We start from the raw sequence: 21,592 nt of genomic DNA on the forward strand, positions 1-21,592 counted from the left end.
TCGCACCCTGCACATCCGCAGAGCCGAGCCGGGAAGACTTTATTGGTGATCACGCAGTATCCGCCCGCGGCCTCGCCGGCCGGGCACGCCGTACGTCACCGCGCCGTGCCCGCCGGCGGGTGGCGTCATGCCTGAGAGCACGCCGCCGCTGCCCGTCACCTGGCGGCCCCGCGTCACGACGATCATCGCGTACGGCATGGCGGCGGTGATGGTGATCGGCTCGATCGTGCTGGCCGTCATCCTGCCGGAGCAGTTCAGGATTCTCGACCGGATCGGCATGGTCGCCTTCGGCGTGGCGGTGGCGTGCGTGCTGCACCTGCTCGGCCGCCTGCGGGTGCGGGCGGACGAGAAGGGGATCACGGTGGTGAACCCGCTGCGGGTGCACCGCTTCGAATGGGCCGAGGTGCTCGACGTCACGATGCTGGAGGGCGACCCCTGGCCCAAGCTGGACCTCGCCGACGGAATCAGCCTCGGCGCGATGGGCATCCAGAGCAGCGAGCGCGAGCGTTCGCGCCGGGCGGTGGCCCAGCTCACCGCCCTCATCCGCGAGCGCGGCGAGGCCCCGGACCCGACCTAGGCCGTGTATTTGGTTGTGATCAAGGGGTGGTCCGAGTGAGGTCTTTGATCCAGATCATCGCAGCGCGGAGGTGGAGGCCGGCGAGGTAGCTGCCAGGGGTCTTGTCGTAGCGGGTGGCGATGCCTCGCCAGGCCTTCAGCTTGTTGATCAGGCGTTCGACGGTGTTGCGCTCCTTGTAGAGCTCGGTGTCGTGGCTGACGGGCCGGCCGCCCTTGCTGCCCTTCTTCTTCCGGTTGGCGGCCTGGTCCCTCTTTTCCGGGATGACTATTTGGATCCGACGTCTTCGCAAGTAGGTGCGGTTGCCGCGGGAGGAATAGGCCTTGTCGGCGGCGACCGCGCCGGGCCGGGTGCGGGGACGGCCGACGGGCACCCGGACGCGTACCTTCTTCAGCACCGGGATGAACTGCGGACTGTCGGCGGCCTGTCCCGCGGTCAAGACGAACGCCAGCGGGCGGCACTTGCGGTCGGCGGCAAGGTGAATCTTGCTGGTCTGCCCGCCCCTGGAGCGTCCGAGCAGGGCAGCTTTCAGCCGGAGCTTACGCTGGCGCCGGACGCGTTGCCGTTGTTCTGCCCCGGCGTCGTTTGCGGCGTTCTGCTCCTGTCGTCCTTCCGACTCGCCCCCTTTTGCTCTTCGGTGGCCTTCTCCAGGACGGCGACAAGGTCGCGGCCGAGGTGCATCCCGGCGGCATCGTGATGAGCCCGGGCAGTGGTGGAGTCCACGCTGACCAGGGATAAGTCCACCTCGCCGCATTTGGCGGCTTCCGCGATCGCCCCTTCCAGCAGGGCTTCGAAGACGCCGGCGTCCCTCCACTGCCGGAAGCGGTTGTGGACGGTCGGCCAGGCGCCGAACTCCTCGGGCATCTCCCGCCACTGCCCGCCCGTCTTGAACCGCCAGATCACGCCCTCGAACTGCTGCCGCAGCCGCTCGGGGTATGGACCGAACCTGCCGATCGGCAGGTAAGGCTTGATGAACTCCCACTCTTCGTCTGTCAACTGGGTCCGGGTCACCCATGACGACCTACCGGATCAGACCCTGCCGCGAGGGCGAATCCCGATCATTGATCACAACCCGATACGCGCCCTAGTGCCCCTCCCGGCCGGAGTCGCGCTGTCCCTGGTGCCCGAGGCTGTCCGGGGCGCGGCCGCGAGGCGCCGGAATTTCGCCGTTCGCCGCCGGCCGCGGGCTGTTGCCGGTCGGATCCCCTCGGGTCGCGTGGCCCGCTTCACGAGTGGTTGACATGCTCGCCGCGATGTCGGAAAGATCGCTGGCCTACCCCGTCGAAGCGATGTGGCGCGATCCCCGTGCCGATGCCGGGACCCGGACTACGGACCCGTCTCCTCCGCGGCCGCCGAAGGAGCGGCGCCGGCATGCTCCGGCGTCCTCGTGTCCGGCCCGGAGGGCGGTCCAGATCGCCGGCCGCCGCGAGGAGCAGCGCATGCGAATCCCCGAAACCGAAGGTGAGCGGAACGCCGCGTCCGCGAGCGAGGAGCACCTGACCGCCGGCCAGGTGCTGCGGATCGTCCGGTTGCTCGGCATGCTGCGGTTGCCGGCCGACTCCTGGACGCGAACCGACAGGGCGCTCGAAAGGCTTGAGGAGGACGTCATCGCCGGGGCCGGCCTCTTCTCCGCGGCCCTCGTCGGCGAAGTCGAGGACGCGGCGAGCGGTCACCGGATCCTCCGGGCCGGAGCCTCTCCCGCCGTGCCTCCTCCCGACCCGGTGCGGGAACGGCTGAACCGGATGATCCACGCGCTCACCGAGCAGGTGGAGCAGGGCGACGACCACACCGAGCGGTGACTCGGCCGTGACGAGCGAACTCCTGCTGGTGGAGCAGCACCTCATCGTCCACCTCTACGCCCCCGCCGACGGTCCCCGGGCCGCGGACGCCTACCACGCTGTCCGCGAGATCTGGTCACGGTGCCGCCGGGTGCTGGCGACGACCGACCCCCTTCCCGGCCTGGATGTGCCGTCCCACCTCCCCCGCTCGGCGGCGGACCTCCCGGCCTTCCCGCAGCCCACGATTCCGGAGCTGACGGTGGCCGCCCAGGGCGACCCGAACGGCGGCCACGTGCTGTTGCGGCGCCATCACGACGCGCTCAACCTGTCGGTCGCGGTGCCGGTGACCGTCACGCCTCCGGCCGCCGGGCAGCCGATGGAGGAGTGGCCGGGCTGGCATGAGGCCGACGAGAAGTGGGGCGAGGTCGTCGACGACGCGCGTGAGTCCCTCCTGGGCGAGGCGAGGATCTATCTGGCGAGTATCCGGCCGGCGGCGGGACAGGACGCCGGCCAGGGGTCGTACGGCGGTTTCGCGCGCCGGATCCGGCCGCTTCTCCCGGCGGGCCCGGAAACCGGGGAGTGGTGGACGCGCGGGGCAGACGTGGACGCCGGGTGCACACTGTGGGAGCTGTCGGGCGGGGACACCCGCGAGCTGCGCCGGATGCTCGTGCTCGGCGACGCCGCCCGTGACCCCCAGGTGAGCGCCTGGCTGTGGTCGCGGGGGGACTGCGCCATCCCGCCGCTGGCGCGCTATCTGCTGCACGCGGCCAAACTCCGGTACGAGCTGCGGGTGTGGCAGCGCGATCACGGCGCGGTGGAGTCGGCGACGGGCGAACGGGCCGCCGATGCCGCCGCGAGGGTCAGGGCCATGCGGCGCACCGTGGAGATCACCGCGGACAACATGGAGCGGGCGCTCGGCATCGCCGGGGTCGCGGCCGTCGACCGGGGGCCGTTCCACGACGACCGGGGACTGGCCGCGTGGTTCGCGACACAACTCGACGACGACGCCGTCTACCTCGACGCGGCGGCCCGGCAGAGCCCGGCCGGGGACACGCCCGCTCGTACGGTCACCGGCGCCACCCTGGTGACACGCCCCGGCACCGGCGTCGAACCCTTCGACTCGCGCAGGGTCTTCGTCATCCACGGACGGGACGAGCAGCTGCGGATCCGCGTGTTCGGCTTCCTTCGCGAGCTGGGCCTGCGACCGCTGGAATGGGAGTCGCTGGTCGGCGCGACGGGTGCCGCGACCCCGGACCTGCGCGCCCCGATCGCCCGCGGCCTGGCGCTCGCCGCGGCGGTCGTCGCGATCATGTCGCCGGACGACTCCGTGCTCCTGCACCCCGCTTTGCAACTGCCCTGGGACACTCCGGATGAATCGGGGCACGGCATGCAGTCACGGCCCAACGTCTTCTTCGAGCTGGGCATGGCCTACGCGCTGTATCCGACCCGGACGATCATCGTCTCCGCCGGTCACATGAGGGGCGTCGCCGACCTCGCCGCCCTCAACTACATCCGGCTGGACGACTCGGCCGACTGCGAGGACAAAATCGTCTCCCGTCTGAAGATCGCCGGATGCCCGGTGCGCGACCCGGAACGAGGCCGGCCGGAGACCGGGTACTTCGCCGGCCTCGACGCCTGGAGCCGGCGATCGTAGGACGTGGCTCACAGCCGCCGGATCAGCTCGTCGACCCGATTCATGTCGATCTTGGAGAGCTCCGCGGGCGGCACCACGATCCGCAGTTCGTCGGCGAGCCTGCCGCGGCGGGCATGGGCCAGGAACGATCCCACGGCCAGCTCGATCAGCCCTTCACGGTCGAGGTCGTAGATCCTGGCCAGTCCCGAGCCGGCGATCGGCATGGCGACCGGGCGGTGCTGCCCTTCCGCGCGCACGGCCAGCCAGAGCTGATCGAGGCTGTGGCGCATGCGCTCCATGCTGGACTGGGCCCGCACGCCGTCCGCGTCGACCCTGCTGTAGGCCACCGCGAAGATGCGGCGTCCCCCCTGGTGCAGCACGGCCACCGTGCCGACCGGACGCCTGGTCAGCTTGCCGTACTTCTTCACGGCGCGACTTTCGACGGTCTTGGGGGCGTTCCGCAGCGCTTTGCGCAGCTCCCGGTCCAGCGCCCGATGGTCGCCGCCGTAGAGCCGGTAGACGAGCTGTCCCTGAACGCTGGCCCGGCTGACCAGGAAGTCGTTGTCGGTGTTGGTCTCGAAGGTGTCGCTGAAGCCGACGACGAGGTGGGCGTCGTCCTGGTCGAACAGGTCCCCGGCGCAGACGCTGATCTCGGTGCCCGGAGGGGCCAGGCGGCGGACGTTGACAGCCGTGGGGGCGTACTCCTGGTAGAAGGCGGGGAGCCGCCCGCGGATCTCGGGATCGCCGGGGTGATCGGCGAGCAGCGCGTTGGCCGTCTCGATGGCCCGGTCGACCCGCCCGATGCCGGCGTACAGCTCCACAAGCCGGCGTCTGCCCTCGTCGTACGCCTGGTTCAGCAGCACGACGCGCTTGTGGGCCCATTCATGGTGCTTGACGTCCACGAGGGGGCGGCCCTGCCAGAGCTTCAGCGCCTCTTCCAGCGCCGATATCGCCTGTAAGGGCGGTGCGGCGCGTGCGGCGGAGATCAGGTGGTGGAAGCGCAGCAGGTCGATCTCGCCGGCGCCGAGTTCGAGGCGATAGCTGGGGTTGCTGCCCCGATCGGTGATCAGCACGGTCGACGCGTCTCCCGGCCGGCCGGGGTCGAGCGCCTTACGCAAGGTGGAGACGCACTTGTGCACGTGGCTGCGGCGCAGCCGGAGGGAGTCACCGGGGCCGGGGTTCGGCAGCAGCACGTCCCGGCTGAGGTCGTCGACATCGACGTTCTTGCCGGCGTCGACCGCGAGCCGGATCAACACCGCCATGAAGCGCGGCTCCAGCGGAACGGGTACGCCGTCGCGCTCCAGCCTGGCACGGTCCATAAGGGTCAGCCGGACCCCCATCAGACAATCCTCCCTCCCCCCGATCATCCGCCCCGATGCTACTGAAATGCGGTGGATCGCGATGGCCAGGATGGAAAGAAGGGCATCGGAAGCGGACCGGAAGCGTCACGACATTTCGCCGGAAGAGCCCATGGCGGTTGCCTGAAGGACGTCGGCATACCACCTCACCCCTGACTGAAAGGGGAGTCATGACCGCATGCCCGCCGAACCCGCTCGCCGGCACGGCCAAGGCGTATCTGGCGCGCGCACGGCACGAGTGGAACTCTTTCCAGGAACGCTCCCCTCTCCAGAGTCAGCTGGTCGAAGCCGCGGCGGCCTACGCCGTCACATTGCTCAAACGGCTGCTGGACGACCCCGTCGCCGGCCTCGCCGACGAGGAGATGGCGGAGATCGCACTGGTCTACCAGGTCGTGGCCGAGCGCGTGGCACCCCTGGTCGGCCGGCGGATCGACGAGGTCCTGCCGGCGCTGATCGAGCTCTGCGACGACGAGAAGGCGCGGCCGCTGATCCGCGATCTGCGGCCCACCGGCCCGGAGCTGCTCGCCCTGCTGGGCAGGCACCTCCTGTGGATCACCGTCACCTACCAGGTGCCGCCGAAGGAACCGCCCCGCCGGCTCATCGAGATCCTCTTCGACCAGACCGGCACGCACAGGAACATGCGGAAGTTCAGCGACGTCACCGAGCTGCGCTGGGAGGACGTGCCCGCCGACGTGCGGCGACGCGCCATGGCCAAGCGGCAGCAGGCCATCCGGTTCCGGCTCTATCCCCTGGCCGGCTGAGCCCGGCCCTCTGCGACAACGGAGGACTCCTCATGCTGCCCGCTCTTGTCTTCGTGCTCGTGCCCCTCGTCGGAGGCGCGGTCGCGGGCGCCCTGCTCCACTTCTGGCCCCGCATATCGCTCTGGGCGCACAACCACCTGCTTCCCTGGGTGGACCGCAACCTGCCGATGTTCGCCCACGACATCCGCCTGGTGTTCGGGGAGGCGGAGCGACTCGCCTCCGCCGCCCGCGCGGTGATCAAGGACGCCTGGCAGCGGATCCGCTCGTTCCTCCTCTCGCAGGTCGTCGAGTTCCTGCGGGTGCCCGGCAGCGACAAGTGGATCGTCCGCATCACCTCCTATCTGAAGCAGCCGGAGGGGGGCGACAAGCGGTTCGTCCGCAGGATCAGCGAGTCGGAGGAGGCGCTGAGCTGGGAGGACCTGCCTCCCCACGTGCGCAGTCACCTGCTGCGCGAGGGCGTCGACGACGTCTTGGTCGACATGGTCGACGTCCACGACCGCCTGCTCACCGAAACGAACTGACCGATGAGAAAAGCGAGGAAGACCATGACGTGGCTGGTGATGGGCGCGGTGGCGGTCGTGGCCGCCGTCTTCGCCAGGCGATGGGCCGGCCGGCTGAAGAAGCACCCGCCCGCCGACCGCGCGAACGCGAGGGACCTGCGGACGAACGCCGTCGGCAAGGTCGTGCTCGACGCGTACGGCACCGAGTGGGCCAAGCAGTTCGGACGCTCCCGTGAGGAGGTGCGCGACGCGGTCCTCGGGGACGCCCACCCGGACCTGCGCGAGCGGATCGACAGGGAGATCGGTGTGGTCGACGTGCGGTTCGACCACAGCGGAGGGGGCGCGCCGGCGACGGTCACCGTCGCCTACCGGCATGACGGCGCACACTCCACCGCCCGGCTCCGCCTGCCCTGGGAGTCACTTCCCGACGGTGTGCGGGTGGAGCTTCTGCAGACCGGGCGGTCCACCGCCTCCCGCACGTGGCGTGCCGTACCGGAAGAGCAGGCGGTCACGTGATCCCCGGCGGCGGCGAGGAAGCGGGGCTCGGATGATCTGGTGGGTGGTGGCGGCCGTCGTCGCGGCCGCCGGCGCCGCGACGGTCACGGTCGTCTTCTGGGACGACGTCAGGACCTCCGTGGCGGCCTGGCTCCATCGCAACGACCTGAACCATGGCGCCCTGATGTCGGCGGTGATCCTGCTGGATGACACCGCCTCCACCGTGCGACGGCGCATCCGGGTGCAGACCAGGCAACACGGCGTCCGGGTCATCTCCGACGAGGAGATCACGTACGACCAGATCGACGACCCCGCGGTCAGAGCGCAACTGGCGCGCGACCGCCACACGAGCATCGACATCATGCATCACCTGTAGGGAGGACCCATGCCCGGCAACTGGCGGGAAGAGCCGTTCACGGCCGCCACCGCGCCGCGCGACGAGGCCGCGAAGGAGACGACTCCGCGCTTCGAGGTGCGGCCGCCCATCCGCTCGATGAAGGAACTCATCGTGCCCGACGCCGTCCGAGCCCGGATCGATCTCGCACTCCGGCAGCTCGACCACCACAAGGTGCTCTATCAGGAGTGGAACCTGCAGAAGATCGACCCGCATCGCAAGGGCACCGCGCTCAACCTTTACGGCCACTCGGGCACCGGCAAGTCGCTGGCCGCCGAGGCCATCGCGCACCACCGCGGCCGGCCGCTCATCGACGTCGACTACGCCGAAATCGAGTCCAAGTACGTCGGCGACACCCCGAAGAACATCATCGCCTGCTTCGAGGCGGCCAGACGCGAGGGGGCCGTGCTCGTGTTCAACGAGGCCGACTCCATCCTGGGCAGCCGGTTGAGCAACGTGACGCAGAGCGCCGACCACAGTGTCAACGTGTCCAGGGCGGTGATGCTGTCGCAGCTGGACAGGTTCAGCGGGCTGGTGATCTTCACGACGAACTTCCCCCGCAACTACGACGCCGCTTTCGTGCGCCGCATCCTGGCCCACGTACGGTTCGACCTGCCCGACGCGGCGACGCGCCGCCGCCTGTGGCAGACGCTGACGCCCCCGGAGCTGCCGGGCTCGGCGCTGCTCGATTTCGACGCGCTGGCCGAGCGATCGACCGGCCTCGCGGGCGGCGACATGGTGAACGTCATCATGGCCGCCGCCGCCACGGCCGTCGGCCGGCCGGAAGCCGACCGCGTGGTGCGGACGCCGGACCTGCTCACGGAGATCGACGCCGTACGGCAGGCCAGGTCCGAGGTGGGCAAGCAGCCGCGGCCCATGAGAGAGGTGTCGGCCGACCACCTGGACGCCCTGCCCGTCCCGGTCACGTCCGACGCCGGCGAGGCCGGCTGAAGCGCGTCCGCGTGAGAGGGGTCATCCGGAGGCGGTACGGCTCAGCGGACCGGCGTCGCCGTAGCAGACGAAGGCCGCCCAGTCCGAGGCGGGGAATCCGGCCCGGCGCATGTCGAGCTGGGCGAGCCGTAACGCCTCCATCTTGCCCCGGCCGTCCAGCAGGTGATCGTAGAACCTGGCCATGAGCTTCCGGGTGGCGCTGTCGGGCACCTTCCACAGGCTCGCGACGACCGTCCGCACGCCCGACTGGAGGAACGCGAAACCGAGGCTCGCGTGCCCGAGAACCCGATCGATGTCGCCGCGGCCGGTGTCGCACGCGGACAGCACCACCAGATCGGTGCCCACGAGGTGGAGTCCCGCGATGTCGGCCGCGGTGAGCAGGCCGGTCTCGGCCTCGGGGCCGGGGTCGCCGCCGCAGAGCCAGGTGTTGACCCCCGCCAGCGCCAGCCCGCTCCGCAGCGCCGGATCGCGATGCCGGCGCAGCCGCAGAAAGCGCGGCCATGGCTCCGGGTCGTCGGGAGGGGCTTCGGTCAGGGAGAACGCGTAGCCGTGGCTCGCGATGTGCAGCACTCGCGGAGACCGCACCGAACGGACCCGGGACTTCAGCGCCTGATCGCGGGTGAGCAGGATGGCGCCGCCGAGCTTCTCCGCTACCTCCTCTCCCTCCAGCCAGGTTCCCAGGAGATCGTCGAACAAGCGGCCGAAGGGCGCGGACGGCTCGATCCCGAGGTCGAAGTCCGGCGCGGCGACCACGACATCGGGACCGGGTGCGATCGTCTCGTACGGCTGCCGGCCGCGCACCACCTCGTCCAGCCCGTTGGCGTACCTGACGGAGAACTCCGTCAGCAGGGGGCGGGAGTCGCGGCCCATGGGCAGGGCGCCGAGCGGAACGTGCAGCAGCTGCCCGTCGAGTACGAAGGTCACCGTGTGACAGCCTTCGATCAGTGACATGAGGGGATCGACGACGAGGCGGCGCAGCGTGTGCGGCGCCTCGGCGTCGATTTCCCCGGCGTCCTCCGGCAGCGCGCCGCGAAACGCGTCCGCGCCCCCGCCGCCCATCAGGGCGATCCGGGCGCGCAACGCGGCGGTGTCCATCTCCTCGGTGGGACCGAGATCGACCGCGGTGGCCGCACGATCACCGGGCGCGAAGACGACGGCGTGATACCGCACTCCGGAGTGCCCGGGGAGGCGGATGAACTCCACCACGCACTCGTCCGGCGGTGCCACGCGGGAGGGGTCCGGCGGTGGAGACGGCAGGGGGTCGGACTCGGGCCGGAGCGCCGATGCGGATCGAAGGGTGTCGCCGAGAGCTTCCGGCCCTCGGAAAGAGGCCCGTCTGAGCCAGGAATCGATGGTGTTCTCCATCGGGGTCAGCTCGTTCAGCTGGTACGCCGCCTGCTCGGCGGAGAGCCTGCGCATCTGCTCGGCGAGGTCGGCGTCGGCGCCCGGCGACGTCAACCAGGAGAAGTGGACGAGCAGCCCGGGCAGCCGGCGCCGCCACGCCGCGACCGCCACCGCCTCCGCCGTCACATCCGTGGCGGGACCTCCGGTCAGGAGCAGCGACAGGTGGTGGTCGGAGCGGGCGATCAACGTGGACAGCCTGCCGTAGACGCCTCCCTGACCCGGGCCGATCGCCGCGCCCGCCCTCAACCAGTGCCCGTCCGCCCGCAGAGCCTCCCGCGACGCTTCCAGCGACCGTGCGAGGTCACTCGCCGCGGTCAGGTGGCTGATGGTCTCCCAGCTCGCCGCGACCTGCGGGTCGGCAGCGCCGAGAACCGCCCGCTGGATCGCCACCGCCTGCCGGTACAGCCGTGCGGCCTCCTCCAGCTCGCCCTGTTTGGACGCGACACGCCCGATCGCCGGCAGGCAGATGCCCAGACCGGGGGCGGCCACTCCCGCGTGTGCCCGCAGGATCTCCGCCGCCGCCGTGAACGCCGTTCTCGCCGTGCCCAGATCACCTCTGTTCTCACAGAGAAAACCCCAGCCGGACCAGGCCAGGTGGGCTCCGTGAGCGAAAGGGTTGGATCTCCAGATGGCGAGCGAGGTCAGGTAATGTTTTTCGGCCTCGTCATGGTTCCCCGACCATTGCAGGCAGTCGGCGAGGCGCTGCTCGGCGCTCGCGACGCCCGGATGCTCCGGCCCGTGCAGTCCCTCCAGAATGGAGATCTGCTCGCGCAGGTGGCCGGCGGCCTTCTGCCACCTCTCCTTTCTCATCAGGAGGAGGCTCAGGGTGTCCAGGGTGTCCAGCACCGGTGCGCTGGTGGCTCCGTAGACGGACCGCCGGATCTTCACGGCCTCCTCGAAGTAGGGCTCGAAGTGCCAGAGGATCTCGTTGTCCTGCTCGATGACGGCGTTGCCGTGAAAGGCCGTGTGCCCCGCCCGTACGAGCGCCGCGGCCAGCTCCGGGTCGTCGCCCGGCAGATGGCGACGGCACCAGCCCAGGGCGTGCTCGGCGAGGAAGCGCGTCCTCAGGGCATCGGCGGCGGACCGGAGCGCGAGGTCGATCTTCGCGCACAGCCGGTAGTAGGCGTCGGGAACGGTCGTCATGGGCGGGCTCTCCGGGTCTGGCGTGCGGGTTCAGCCCGCACATCGACGTCCGGCGTCCTCCCCGTTACCGCGAGCGCGGGGAAATCGTTCCGTCGGCCCTCAGGCGCTCAGCCGTACGGGCGCGGCGGCGCCGAGCACGCCGCGCCTGCGCAGCTCGGGGAGCACGCCCTCGCCGAACCAGAAGGCCTCCTCCAGATGCGGGTAGCCCGACAGGACGAACTCCTCGACGCCGAGGGAGGCGTACTCCTCGACGAGGTCGGCGACCTCCGTGTGGCTGCCGACGAGCGCGGTGCCGGCGCCGCCGCGCACCAGGCCCACCCCGGCCCACAGCCCGGGGTGGATCTCCAGATCCCTGACCCCGCCGCCGCGGGAGCCTTTGCCGGAGCGTCCGCGAGAGCCCCCGTGAAAGCCCCCGTGAAAGCCCCCGTGAAAGCCCCCGTGAAAGCCTTCGTGGAGCGCGAGCATCCGCTGCTGCCCGACCGACTCGCTGCGGGACAGGACGGCCCGCGCCGACGCGATGTCCTCGGGGGAGATCTGGTCGAGCAGCCGTTTCGCCTCCGCCCACGCCTCCTTGGACGTGTCTCTCGTGATCACGTGGAGGCGTACGCCGAAGCGGAGCGCGCGGCCCTCGGCGGCGGCCAGCTCGCGCATCCAGTCGAGCTTGGCCGCGACCTGCGCCGGCGGCTCTCCCCAGGTGAGATAGACGTCCACATGCCGGGCCGCCACCGGGCCCGCGGCGGCGGAGGAGCCGCCGAAATACAGCTCGGGCACCGGGTCGGGCCGCTCGGCGACCGTCGCTCCCTCGACGTCGTAGTAGTCGCCCCGGAAGTCGAACGGGCCGTCCCACGCGCCGCGCACGATCGACAGGAACTCCGCGGTCCGCGCGTACCGTTCGTCCTTGCCCAGGTGGTCGCCGAACCGCCGCTGCTCGGCCGCCTCCCCTCCGGTCACCACGTTCAGCAGCAGCCGGCCGCCGGACAGGCGCTGGTAGGTGGCGGCCATCTGCGCCGCGAGCGTGGGGGACAGCACCCCGGGCCGGAACGCGACCAGGAACTTCAGCCGGGTCGTCACCTGGGTCAGCGCGGCGGTGACCAGCCAGGCGTCCTCGCAGTAGGTGCCGGTGGGGGTGAGCACGGCCTCGAAGCCGGCCTGCTCGGCCGCGCGGGCCACCTGGGCGAGGTAGTCGATCGTGGGCGGCCGGGACGCCGCGGCCCTCGACTGCCCGTGCTGGCGAGCCAGGCCGTGACCGCCGCCGGTGATGGAGCGGCCGTCGCCCGAGGTGGGAAGGAACCAGTGGAATCTCATTGCTGCGCCTTCCTGACGACGTCGTTGAAGCGGTCGTCGACGAACTGGGAGAACGTGACCGTGCCCGGGATGAGGCCCTCGGCGGTGAACGCGTCGGCGATCTCCTGCTCGGAGGAGACGACGGAGTCGTCGATCACGACCGGGGTGGCCACGGCGTTGGCGACGGCCGCGTCCGCCACCTCGCCGGGCAGGCCGGTCTCCTGTGCCCAGACCTTCGCCCACTCGTTCAGATGGGCCGCGGCCCAGATCCGTGCCTTGGCCAGGCGGGTGAGGAAGTCGCCGACCGCGGCCCGCTTGCCCGCGTCGTCGAGCGCGGCGGGAGCGGCGACCTGGAAGCCCAGGCCGTTGACGATGCCCGAGCCGTCCACGACCGGCCGCGCCCTGTGCTGGATCTCGGCCTGCGAGGTGAAGGGGTCCCAGATGGCCCAGGCGTCGACGGTTCCGGACGAGAACGCCGCCAGGGCGTCGGCGGGCTGCAGATACTGCGCCTGGATGTCCGTGAAGGACAGGCCCTCCTTCTTCAGGACGGCCAGCAGGTGGTAGTGGGCCGAGCTGCCCTTGGCGACCGCGATCTTCTTTCCCTTGAGCTGGGCCGGCGAGGTGATGGGGGACCCTTCGGGGACGAGGATCGCCGATCCCTTGGCGCTCTGCCGGTACGCCGAGACGACCTTGATCTTCGAGCCGGAGGCGGCGGCGAAGACGGGCGGGGTGTTGCCCACGCCGCCGATGTCGACCGCGCCGGCGTTCACGGCCTCCAGCAGCGGCGGCCCGGAGGTGAACTGCGACCACGTGATCGCGTACGAGGTGCCGTCGAGCAGCCCGGCGGCCTTGAGGAGGGCCTGCGATCCGGCCTTCTGGTCGCCTACCCGGAGGGTGACGCGGCCCCCGGCCTGTCCGTCCTGACCGCCGGACGCGCCCTGCCCCGCCGAGGCGCAGGCCGTGCCGGCCGCCAGGACAAGCAGTGCGGCGAGGAGTCTTCTCGTCATGCCGTTCCCTCCGGGGGGACGCCGAGGGCGGCCAGCAGGGCCGCGCGCAGGGTGAGCAGGTCGGGGTGGTCGCGGTGCCGGGGGCGCTGCGCGGCGACGGTCCACTCGTGCGCGACGCGTCCGTCGTCGAGCACCAGGATCCGGTCGGCCAGCTGCAGCGCCTCGTCCACGTCGTGGGTCACCAGCAGCACGGCCGGGCCGTGCGCCGCCCACAGGTCGAGCACCAGGCGGTGCACGGTGATCCGGGTCAGCGCGTCGAGCGCGCTGAACGGCTCGTCGAGCAGCAGCAGACCCGGCTCGCGGACGAGGGCGCGGGCCAGGCTCGCCCGCTGCGCCTCGCCGCCGGACAGCGTCAGCGGCCACGCCCGCGCCCGCTCGGCCAGGCCGACCTCGGCCAGCGCGGCCTCCGCCTTCGCGGCCGGGTCGGGCGCGTCCAGGCCGAGTGTGAGGTTGTCGCGCACCCGCTTCCACGGCACCAGCCGGGGCTCCTGGAAGGCCACGGCCACCGAGCCGTCCACCTCAAGGCCGCCCTCGACCTCTCCGTCCAGGCCGGCGAGCGCGCGCAGCAGCGTGGACTTGCCCGAGCCGCTGCGGCCGAGGAGCGCGACGAACTCGCCGCGCCCGATCGTCAGGTCGAGGCCGTCGAGCACGGTGCGGTCGCCGAACCTGCGGGTGAGCCCGCGTACGGTGGCCGCGGGACGGGCGCCGTGGGCCCCGTCCCCGGGAAGGTCCCGGGTTCGCGGGGCCTCCTCGGCAGGCGGGGCGGGGGCGGTCAGCGGGACAGGAACTCGCGGCGCCATACCAGCGCCCTCCTTTCCAGGAGCCGGACCAGGGCGTCGGTGAGCAGGCCGAGCGCGCTGTAGACCAGCAGGCCGACCACGATCACGTCGGTGCGCAGGAACTCCCGCGCGTCGTTGATCATGTAACCGAGGCCGGCGTCTGCGTTGACCTGCTCGGCCACGATCAGCGCCAGCCAGGCCACGCCGAGGCTCTGCCGCAGACCGACGAGCGTCTGGGGGAGCGCGCCGGGCAGCACGATGTGCCGTACGAGCGCGGCCCTGCCGAGCCTCAGCGTCCGGGCGACCTCGGCGAGCTTGCCGTCCACGCCCCGGATGCCCGCGAACGTGTTGAGGTAGAGCGGGAAGGAGACGGCGAGGGCCACCAGCAGCACCTTGGGCGTCTCGCCGATCCCGAACCAGAGGATGAACAGCGGGATCAGCCCGAAGAACGGCAGCGCCCGGAGCATCTGCATGATCGGGTCGACGGCGTTCTCACCGGCCCGGCTCAGCCCGGCGACCAGCGCGAGTCCGACGCCGGCGACCGCTCCCGCGGCGAAGCCGAGGAGCACCCGTTCGAGGGACACCGCGATCGCCGTGGGCAGTGTCCCCGAGCCCACCAGATCGAGCGCGGTCGCGGCGATCCGCGTCGGGGCGGCGAGCAGCCGGGCGGGCAGCAGCCCGGACGCGCTGGCGGCCTGCCACAGCAGCACGACGACGAGGGGACTGACCCACCTGTGCCACCCTCTCCCGAGCCCGCGAACCCCGGAGAGGGGGGCGGAGCGGGTCCGGGGGCGGGGATCGCCCCGGACCGCGCTCCCCAACTCGCCCTCGAGTTCGACGACGGACATGGACACACCTCTCAGATGACGACGAAAGCGCCACCAGAATTGCCCATATTCCCTACCAAGTCAATAGGTTTACTCCATGCTGGCACCGGCACGAGTGGCACGGGCGCCGAGCGCACGCAGATACGCCCGCAGCTCGGGCGGCTCGTGCACCTCGAATTCGCAGCCGAGCATGAGCAGGCGCGACGCGAGCCACTCCAGGGTGTCGGCCGGTCCGCGCAGGCGGCAGCTGTGCTCGCCGATCGGCTCGACGTTCCACGCCGCCCCGCCGAGCCGGCGCGCGGCCTGGCCGGCCGGAAGACGCAGGATCGCCACCACCTCGTAGACGGGTGCGGACGAGTACAGCATGGCGGCGACGAACTCGGCCGGGTCCTGTTCCGGCGGCACGCGGGCCGGGAACCGTACGCCGGTCGGGTGAGGGTCGCCGATCCGGTCGGCGCGGAAGATCCGCCAGTCGTCGCGGTCGTTGTCGTACGCCAGCAGGTACCACCGGCGTCCGGAGGCGACCAGGCGGTACGGCTCGGTCAGGCGCCTGGTCTCGGCGCCGTCGCCGGACCGGTAGGCGAAGCGCAGGCGCTCGCGGTTGGCGGCGGCCACGGCGAGCACCACCAGGGTCCGCGGGTCCACCGGCGGCTCGGCTCCGGCGAGCATCGGCACGGTCGCGGCGGCGATCGCACCCACCCGGTGCCGCAGGCGGGAGGGCAGCACCTGCTCCAGCTTGGCCAGGGCGCGCACGGACGCCTCGTCGATGCCGTCCACCGGATGCGCGGCGGCCGTGCGCAGGCCGACGGCGATGGCCACCGCCTCTTCGTCGTCCAGCAGCAGCGGCGGCATCGCCGCACCCGCGGCGAGCCGGTAACCGCCCACCGCGCCCATCGTCGCCTGGACCGGATATCCCAGCTCGCGCAGGCGGTCGACGTCGCGGCGGATGGTCCGCGGGCTGACCTCCAGGCGCTCGGCCAGCTCGCTCCCCGGCCACTCGCGGGGAGTCTGCAGCAGCGACAGCAGAGCCAGCAACCGTGCGGACATGTCACTCACGGCACCAAGCATGCCCGGTCATGTAGGACAGATCGCGACCTACATGCGCCATAACGTCGATCTCGTCATCACACCGCATCGGGAGAGACATGAGCACCGAGATCCGCCCGTTCCGCATCGAGATCGCCTCGGCCGACCTGGACGACCTGAACGACAGGCTGGACCGCGCCCGGTGGCCCCGTGAGCTGCCCGGCGACGGATGGAGCCGCGGCGTCCCCGCCGCCTTCCTCCGGGAGCTCGCCCGCCACTGGCGCCAGGACTACGACTGGCGCGCGCAGGAGGCGCGGCTGAACGAGTTCCCGCAGTTCATGACCGAGATCGACGGTCAGGACATCCATTTCCTGCACGTACGCTCAGCCGAGCCCGGCGCCCTGCCGCTCGTCCTCACGCACGGCTGGCCGAACTCGTTCCTGGAGTTCACCGAGCTCATCGGCCGCCTCACCGACCCCCGTGCGCACGGCGGCGACCCCGCCCGGGCGTTCCACGTCGTGGTGCCCTCCCTGCCGGGCTTCGGCTTCTCCGCGCCGCCGCGCGGCGCCGGCTGGTCCGCGGCGCGCGTGGCGCGGATCTGGGCCGAGCTGATGCGTCGCCTCGGCTACGACCGGTACGGCGCGCAGGGCGGTGACTTCGGGGCCTATGTCGCCCCGGAGGTGGCCAAGGCGGCGCCGGGCGACGTGGCCGGCGTCTACGTCGTCAGCGGCCTCGGCTTCCCCACCGAGAAAGATCTTCCGGAGATGACCGAGGACGAGCGGGCGGCCTATGCCCGGCTGATGGAGCAGGACTGGATGAACGGCGTCGACCACCACGCGCTGTTGCGCGCGGCGCCGCAGACCTTCGCATACGGCTGGCACGACTCCCCGCTCGCGGCACTGGCCTGGATGACCCAGAAGTTCCACGAGTTCAACGCCTCGGGCAGGCCGCTCGAGGAGGTGATCGACCGGGATCTGTTCCTGACCAACGTGAGCCTGTACTGGTTCACCGGGACGTTCGGGACGTCGGCGTGGCCGTACTACGAGAGCACCGGCTTCGGCTGGCCGGAGGGCCAGACCGTCGCGCCGACCGGTGTGTACAGCGGACCGCCCGGCATCCGCAGGCTCGCCGAACGCCACAACACCATCCTCCACTGGCCCGAGGACAACCCGGGTGGCCACCACTTCATCGCGATGGACCAGCCGGATCGCCTCGCCGCCGACATCCGCGAGTTCTTCGCGAAGGTGGGCTGACCGGCGCGGACCGGCCGCGTCCCCTGGCGGGGGTCAGCTCGCGCCCGGGATGTTGACGTTCTGCTCCTTGAACTTGTAGCCGCTCTTCGCGGCGTCGCGCTGCAGGCCCGTCATCGAGTTCTTGCCGGCCTCGACGTCGGCCGGCGTGGCGGTGCCGTTGTGCAGTTTGTCGGTCAGCGCGGCGAACTGGGAGTTGACGCCCTCCACGGCCCTGCACAGGCTCGGATTGGCCGTGGCGAAGCTCTTGGCGACCTTCAGCTGGTGCAGGGCGAAGGCGCCGGCGATCGCGGCCTTGGCGATCGTGCGCTTGCGCTTTTCCGCTCCGGCCTTGAAGCCGCCGCTGCGCAGCGGTTTGTAGATATAGCGGTGGAAGGCGCCCAGCGCGAGACCCGCGTGCAGCGCGAACCGGGTCTTGGCGAACCTCTTGGCGTTGCCGCCGGTCGGGCACGGCGAGTTGTACTCGGTCTCGGCCGCGGTCGGCGTGACGAGCGCCGCCGGGCCGGCCGCGACGGCGCCCCCGGACGCCGGGGCGGTAGTCGTGCCGCCGCCGCAGCCGACGAGCAGTGCCATCGTCAGCACGGCCGCCGCCGCGAGCGCGGTAAGGGATCGAACAGTTCGTGCAGCCATCGTTTCCCCCTATGGGACCCTGTGGTTCCGCGGCGCACCGGCCCGCGCACCGTCTGGCGTCCCGGATCCGGGCGGTCGCGGGTGTGGCCGGCGCCCTTCGCCGCGAGCGCTCACGACGCGGTCGCGATGTCGCGGGCCGTCCTGACCTCCGGCGCGAGGGCGCGTTCTGGACGACGGTTGCCACCCTTGCGCCGACTATGCGGGCTTTTGCCGGGTTGGGGCGCTTTCCATGCCGCGCCCGGACGGACATTTTGAGACCGCCGTGCGGTTCGTATGGCGAGAGCGTGGAACGCCTGACCATTTCGCCGGGGAAATCCCGGCAGGCGCGGCCGGGCGGTTTGTCCGGGCGTAGATCACAGGCCAGAAGGGTGCGGCGGGAAAACAAATACGGGTGCGATCCCGCGCGTTGTTCGTCGATCCATGTCAATCGCCGAATGAGGGTTCGTGCGGGATTTCCTCTGGATCATCCCGGGCACCGGATGGTGGTCTGGACGCCTCCCGGAAGCGACTCGGACAATGAGGGAGGAACAACCCAATCCGCCATTCATGGCATGATCGGAGAGGGGAAAGGTCATGCGAGGTGCGCGTCTCAGTAAGATCGCCGGCTCGGTGCTGCTCGGCGCGATGGTGCTCTGGCCGGCCGGAGCGGCCCCGGCGTTCGCGGGCGCCGGCGACGCGGCGGTCGTGCAAGCGGCCCCTGGCAATTCGTACGCGAAGCCGAAGCCGCCCAAGTGCACTTATCGATGCACAAACCATCGCAAATACAAGTGCTGTCCCAAATGTCAGAGGGTAAAGGGGACATGCTAGGGCGATCGCGGTGAACGCGGAGACGGGCCGTGTCGTGGCGGCCCCCGTCGGGGCCGCTCGCGCCTGCCCCTCTCCGGTCACCTGACGATTCGAACGTGATCGGCGGCGGTCCGTCCCCGGGCGGTGTCCGCATGTGCTCTGGCCCGGGCCCCGCCGTATCGCTCTTCGTCCGCGCGGGCGCGGGGCGCAATCGCGGCCGCCGCCCGGGCTATGCTCGCCCCGGAGCAGGGGAGGGCGCATGACGGTGCTGATCGACCGGCCGAACTGGCCGGGACCCCGCGGCCTGCTGTGGTCCCATCTGGTCAGCGATTCCTCGCTGGAGGAGCTGCACGAGTTCGCCCGGCTGCTCGGCGTGCCCGAGCGGGCCTTCGACCGGGATCACTACGACGTGCCGGAGACGGTCTACGACCGGGCCGTGTATCTCGGGGCCGAGCCCGTCGGCAGCCGGGAACTGGTGCGCCGCCTGCGCGAGTCGGGCCTGCGCCGGCCGAAGACCCGCACCTGATCTACACCGTAAAGGCGCGCGGCCGGGTGGCCGGGCCGGAACGATGAGACGGTGGCAGGGCCTCAAAGACCGGCCAGCTCGGCGACGGCGTTCTCGCGTGCCGGCAGCTCCCACAGGTCGCGGCCCACGGCAGTGCCGAACAGGCGGGGCTTGGCGAGCAGCTCCCGCAGCACCCCGGCCCGTCCGGCCCTGAAGGCCGCGTCCGGCACGTGCCGATACTCCTCCCGTACGGCCCTCGCGTACGCCGCGTAGGCGGCGGGCGGCGCCGCGAGGATCGCCAGATCGGCGTCGCACAGGACGGCCGCGTTCATGTCGCCGGGCTCGTAGGCGTGCCCCGCCGTGAGCCGCACGAGCCGGGCCACCTCACGCACCTGTCCCGCGGGCAGACCGCAGGCGGGCAGCCGGGCCTGCGCGAGCTGGGCGCTGCGTTCCTCGTCCCATCCCGGCCGCCCGTCGTAGACGGCGTCGTGGAACCAGGCGGCCAGCCGTACGGCGTCGGCGTCGGCGGCCTGGGCTGCGAGCGGCTCGACCGCGGCCAGGACCACCCGCAGATGGTCGGTCGTGTGGTAGCGCCGATGCGGCTCCGCCCAGCGGGCGGCCAGTTCGGCGGCGAGTGCCCGCCCGGCCGGCGAGCCGGTGAGGCAGCCGGGCCGGGGCAGGCTCCGATCGTCGGTCATGTGCCGAACCCTAAGGGCGCCGCGCGGGGTCTTTTCAGGCCGTGCGGGCGGCACGCTCGCGGACGACGCCCAGGACCGCCGCGAGAAGGGCCAAGACGACGACCGCGCAGCCGTACACGGTGGCCGTGGCCCGCAGGCCGAGCGACGACACCGCGAGCCCCGCCACCAGCGCGGGGACGCTGAAGGCGAGGTAGCTGACGACGTAGACGGAGGCGAACAGCGCGGCCCGCTCCGCCGGGCCGGCCAGCGCCGCGAGCGAGCGGAGCGCGCCGAGGAAGGCGCTGCCGAACCCGCAGCCCGCGACGACCGTCCCGGTGAAGAACAGCGGCGTGGAGGCGGTGGCGAGCGCCGCCAGGGTCAGGCCGGTGCCGGCGGCGAGCACCAGGGACCCGCCCGCCATGACCCGCCCCGCGGGCTTGTCGCGTACGGCCACCGACGCCACGGCGCCCGCGGCGGTGAGCGCGGCGACGACGAGCCCGCCGGCCAGGCGGTCGGAAACGCGCAGGACGCCCGTGGTCAGCGAGCCGCCCAGCGACAGGTAGAGCCCGCCCACGGCCCACGTGGCGACCAGGCAGGGAACGGCCGCCGTGAACGCGCCGCGGGCGTGCCGCGGCACGCCCGCACGCGGGCGCAGCGAGACGAGCGCGTCCCGTACCCGGCCGGGACGGGGCGCGACCGGCTCGGGCAGCAGCGCCATCAAGGCCGCCAGCACCACGAAGACGGCCGTGAGCAGGACGAAGACCGACGTCGTCGGCGTCGTCGTGTAGCGCACGAACAACCCGGCACCGAGCGCTCCCGCGGCCAGGCCGCCGGTCGGCGCGGCGCTGTTCACCAGCGCGCCCAGTTGACGGACGCGGCGAGACCCCGGCTGCAGGTCCACCAGGCCGGCGCTGATCGCGCCCGTCGCCGCGCCGGTCGCCAGGCCCTGCACCGCCCTGGCCAGCAGCAGCGGCCCGACGCCGTCCGCCGTCAGGAACGCGACCATGGCGGCCGCCTCGGCCACCAGGGCCGCGATCAGCACGGGCCGCCGGCCGACGTGGTCGGACAGCTCGCCGACGGTGAGCAGTGCGATCAGCAGCGCGAGGGCGTAGACCGCGAACACGGCGGTCAGCGTGGCCGCCGAGAATCCCCAGCGCTGCTGGTAGATCACGTACAGCGGGGAGGGGGTGCTCGCGGCGGTCATGAACGCCACCAGGGTGCCGGCGAGCAGCCAGAACCCGGCCCTGTGGGAGATCCGGCCACGCGCCGTCGTCCCCGCCGTCGCCCGGACCGCCCGGTCCTGGGTGTTCACGGGCGTGGCGCAGCCCCCCGAGTTCGTCATCACGGCACTCCCGGTTCGATTGTTCCAAAATTGTCGAACCGTCACACCGTACGACGAGATGGTCGATAGTTCAACTATTATCGAACCATGCCTGGAGCCCGGGACCTCCCGCACCCCGAGACCGCGAGCCTGGTGCTGACCGACGTGCTGTTCGCGCTCAGCGACCCCTCGCGACTGGAGCTCGTGCGGCGGCTCACGCAGGGCCCGCTGGAGGTGGCGGCGTGCCAGCCCACCGGGGGAGATGTGCCGAAGTCGACGCTGTCGCACCACCTGAAGACCCTCCGCGAGGCCGGTGTCATCCGCAACGTCCCGGAGGGCCGGCAGCGCTACGTGAGCCTGCGCAGGCAGGACCTGGACGGCCGCTTCCCCGGCCTGCTGGACGCCGTGCTCGGCGCGCCTTCACCGCCGCAGAACACCCCAGGCCGGTAGGGCACGGGAAGCCGGGGATCTGTGTGATCGTGGCGGCGCGGCGCCGCGTGGTTCGCCAG

The 21,592-nt window shown here is 71.7% G+C and carries 21 protein-coding genes and 1 pseudogene; 11 read left to right on the plus strand and 11 right to left on the minus strand.

Features of this window, described 5'->3' with window-relative positions; all coding sequences use genetic code 11:
* Positions 1-127: 127 nt before the first annotated feature.
* Positions 128-577, plus strand: a complete 450-nt coding sequence (locus ACQPZZ_RS14595; RefSeq protein ID WP_363636879.1) for a PH domain-containing protein — start codon at positions 128-130, stop codon at positions 575-577.
* Between the two features lie 19 nt (positions 578-596).
* On the opposite strand, the pseudogene ACQPZZ_RS14600 reads toward ACQPZZ_RS14595, so the two are convergent.
* Positions 597-1,585: pseudogene (locus ACQPZZ_RS14600) on the minus strand (IS5 family transposase).
* A gap of 428 nt (positions 1,586-2,013) precedes the next feature.
* On the opposite strand from ACQPZZ_RS14600, the gene ACQPZZ_RS14605 reads away from it, so the two are divergent.
* Complete coding sequence (locus tag ACQPZZ_RS14605) at positions 2,014-2,373, plus strand: CATRA system-associated protein (protein ID WP_432932383.1); 360 nt, start codon at positions 2,014-2,016, stop codon at positions 2,371-2,373.
* Between the two features lie 7 nt (positions 2,374-2,380).
* Positions 2,381-4,006 carry a CATRA conflict system CASPASE/TPR repeat-associated protein gene (locus ACQPZZ_RS14610; protein WP_432932385.1) on the plus strand — a complete coding sequence of 542 codons (1,626 nt, stop codon included), beginning with the start codon at positions 2,381-2,383 and terminating at the stop codon, positions 4,004-4,006.
* Between the two features lie 8 nt (positions 4,007-4,014).
* On the opposite strand, the gene ACQPZZ_RS14615 is transcribed toward ACQPZZ_RS14610, so the two are convergent.
* A complete protein-coding gene (locus tag ACQPZZ_RS14615) occupies positions 4,015-5,325 on the minus strand; it encodes a macro domain-containing protein (protein WP_432932387.1) in 1,311 nt (436 codons plus the stop codon).
* 188 nt (positions 5,326-5,513) lie between these two features.
* Between ACQPZZ_RS14615 and ACQPZZ_RS14620 the strand changes: the two genes are divergently transcribed.
* Genes ACQPZZ_RS14620 through ACQPZZ_RS14640 form a run of 5 tightly spaced genes read left to right on the plus strand, consistent with a single transcriptional unit; the run spans position 5,514 to position 8,444 of the window.
* A complete protein-coding gene (locus ACQPZZ_RS14620) occupies positions 5,514-6,104 on the plus strand; it encodes a hypothetical protein (RefSeq protein WP_432932389.1) in 591 nt (196 codons plus the stop codon).
* Positions 6,105-6,136: 32 nt separating this feature from the next.
* Positions 6,137-6,625, plus strand: a complete 489-nt coding sequence (locus tag ACQPZZ_RS14625; RefSeq protein ID WP_432932391.1) for a hypothetical protein — start codon at positions 6,137-6,139, stop codon at positions 6,623-6,625.
* A 24-nt stretch (positions 6,626-6,649) separates the two neighbouring features.
* On the plus strand, positions 6,650-7,120 hold the full coding sequence (locus tag ACQPZZ_RS14630) for a hypothetical protein (protein ID WP_432932393.1): 471 nt from the start codon (positions 6,650-6,652) through the stop codon (positions 7,118-7,120).
* 31 nt (positions 7,121-7,151) lie between these two features.
* Positions 7,152-7,475, plus strand: coding sequence for a hypothetical protein (locus ACQPZZ_RS14635; protein WP_432932395.1), 324 nt, complete (start codon positions 7,152-7,154; stop codon positions 7,473-7,475).
* 9 nt (positions 7,476-7,484) lie between these two features.
* The gene (locus tag ACQPZZ_RS14640) at positions 7,485-8,444 is read left to right on the plus strand and encodes an ATP-binding protein (protein WP_432932397.1); all 960 of its coding nucleotides are present in this window, start codon (positions 7,485-7,487) and stop codon (positions 8,442-8,444) included.
* Between the two features lie 21 nt (positions 8,445-8,465).
* Here ACQPZZ_RS14640 and ACQPZZ_RS14645 read toward each other — a convergent pair whose 3' ends face one another.
* The 6 genes from ACQPZZ_RS14645 to ACQPZZ_RS14670 all read right to left on the minus strand — a co-directional run bounded on the left by ACQPZZ_RS14645 (position 8,466) and on the right by ACQPZZ_RS14670 (position 15,944).
* Complete coding sequence (locus tag ACQPZZ_RS14645; protein ID WP_432932399.1) at positions 8,466-10,991, minus strand: CHAT domain-containing tetratricopeptide repeat protein; 2,526 nt, start codon at positions 10,989-10,991, stop codon at positions 8,466-8,468.
* A 99-nt stretch (positions 10,992-11,090) separates the two neighbouring features.
* Positions 11,091-12,296 carry an LLM class flavin-dependent oxidoreductase gene (locus ACQPZZ_RS14650; RefSeq protein ID WP_432932401.1) on the minus strand — a complete coding sequence of 402 codons (1,206 nt, stop codon included), beginning with the start codon at positions 12,294-12,296 and terminating at the stop codon, positions 11,091-11,093.
* Positions 12,293-13,282 carry an ABC transporter substrate-binding protein gene (locus tag ACQPZZ_RS14655; RefSeq protein WP_432932403.1) on the minus strand — a complete coding sequence of 330 codons (990 nt, stop codon included), beginning with the start codon at positions 13,280-13,282 and terminating at the stop codon, positions 12,293-12,295. Before ACQPZZ_RS14655 ends, ACQPZZ_RS14650 begins: the two co-directional genes overlap by 4 nt.
* Entirely contained in the window at positions 13,279-14,082 is an 804-nt protein-coding gene (locus tag ACQPZZ_RS14660) for an ABC transporter ATP-binding protein (protein WP_432932404.1), read from the minus strand. Before ACQPZZ_RS14660 ends, ACQPZZ_RS14655 begins: the two co-directional genes overlap by 4 nt.
* The gene (locus ACQPZZ_RS14665) at positions 14,055-14,909 is read right to left on the minus strand and encodes an ABC transporter permease (protein ID WP_432932406.1); all 855 of its coding nucleotides are present in this window, start codon (positions 14,907-14,909) and stop codon (positions 14,055-14,057) included. The genes ACQPZZ_RS14660 and ACQPZZ_RS14665 overlap by 28 nt, the downstream gene beginning before the upstream one ends.
* 69 nt (positions 14,910-14,978) lie before the next feature.
* A complete protein-coding gene (locus ACQPZZ_RS14670) occupies positions 14,979-15,944 on the minus strand; it encodes a helix-turn-helix transcriptional regulator (RefSeq protein ID WP_432932408.1) in 966 nt (321 codons plus the stop codon).
* Between the two features lie 89 nt (positions 15,945-16,033).
* On the opposite strand from ACQPZZ_RS14670, the gene ACQPZZ_RS14675 reads away from it, so the two are divergent.
* A complete protein-coding gene (locus ACQPZZ_RS14675; RefSeq protein WP_432932410.1) occupies positions 16,034-17,167 on the plus strand; it encodes an epoxide hydrolase family protein in 1,134 nt (377 codons plus the stop codon).
* A 33-nt stretch (positions 17,168-17,200) separates the two neighbouring features.
* Here ACQPZZ_RS14675 and ACQPZZ_RS14680 read toward each other — a convergent pair whose 3' ends face one another.
* On the minus strand, positions 17,201-17,794 hold the full coding sequence (locus ACQPZZ_RS14680) for a hypothetical protein (protein ID WP_432932412.1): 594 nt from the start codon (positions 17,792-17,794) through the stop codon (positions 17,201-17,203).
* A 1,045-nt stretch (positions 17,795-18,839) separates the two neighbouring features.
* Between ACQPZZ_RS14680 and ACQPZZ_RS14685 the strand changes: the two genes are divergently transcribed.
* Entirely contained in the window at positions 18,840-19,106 is a 267-nt protein-coding gene (locus tag ACQPZZ_RS14685; protein WP_363636847.1) for a DUF4031 domain-containing protein, read from the plus strand.
* Positions 19,107-19,168: 62 nt separating this feature from the next.
* Here the strand turns inward: ACQPZZ_RS14685 and ACQPZZ_RS14690 are convergent, their stop codons facing one another.
* Positions 19,169-19,783, minus strand: coding sequence for an HD domain-containing protein (locus tag ACQPZZ_RS14690; protein ID WP_432932414.1), 615 nt, complete (start codon positions 19,781-19,783; stop codon positions 19,169-19,171).
* Positions 19,784-19,817: 34 nt separating this feature from the next.
* Positions 19,818-21,104, minus strand: coding sequence for an MFS transporter (locus ACQPZZ_RS14695; protein ID WP_432932416.1), 1,287 nt, complete (start codon positions 21,102-21,104; stop codon positions 19,818-19,820).
* Between the two features lie 87 nt (positions 21,105-21,191).
* Here ACQPZZ_RS14695 and ACQPZZ_RS14700 point away from each other — a divergent pair, with 87 nt between their 5' ends.
* Positions 21,192-21,533 carry an ArsR/SmtB family transcription factor gene (locus ACQPZZ_RS14700; protein ID WP_432932418.1) on the plus strand — a complete coding sequence of 114 codons (342 nt, stop codon included), beginning with the start codon at positions 21,192-21,194 and terminating at the stop codon, positions 21,531-21,533.
* The last annotated feature ends 59 nt before the right edge of the window (positions 21,534-21,592 follow it).

Origin of the sequence: Microbispora sp. CA-135349, assembly GCF_050947365.1 — a bacterium.
Taxonomy (GTDB): Bacteria; Actinomycetota; Actinomycetes; order Streptosporangiales; family Streptosporangiaceae; genus Microbispora.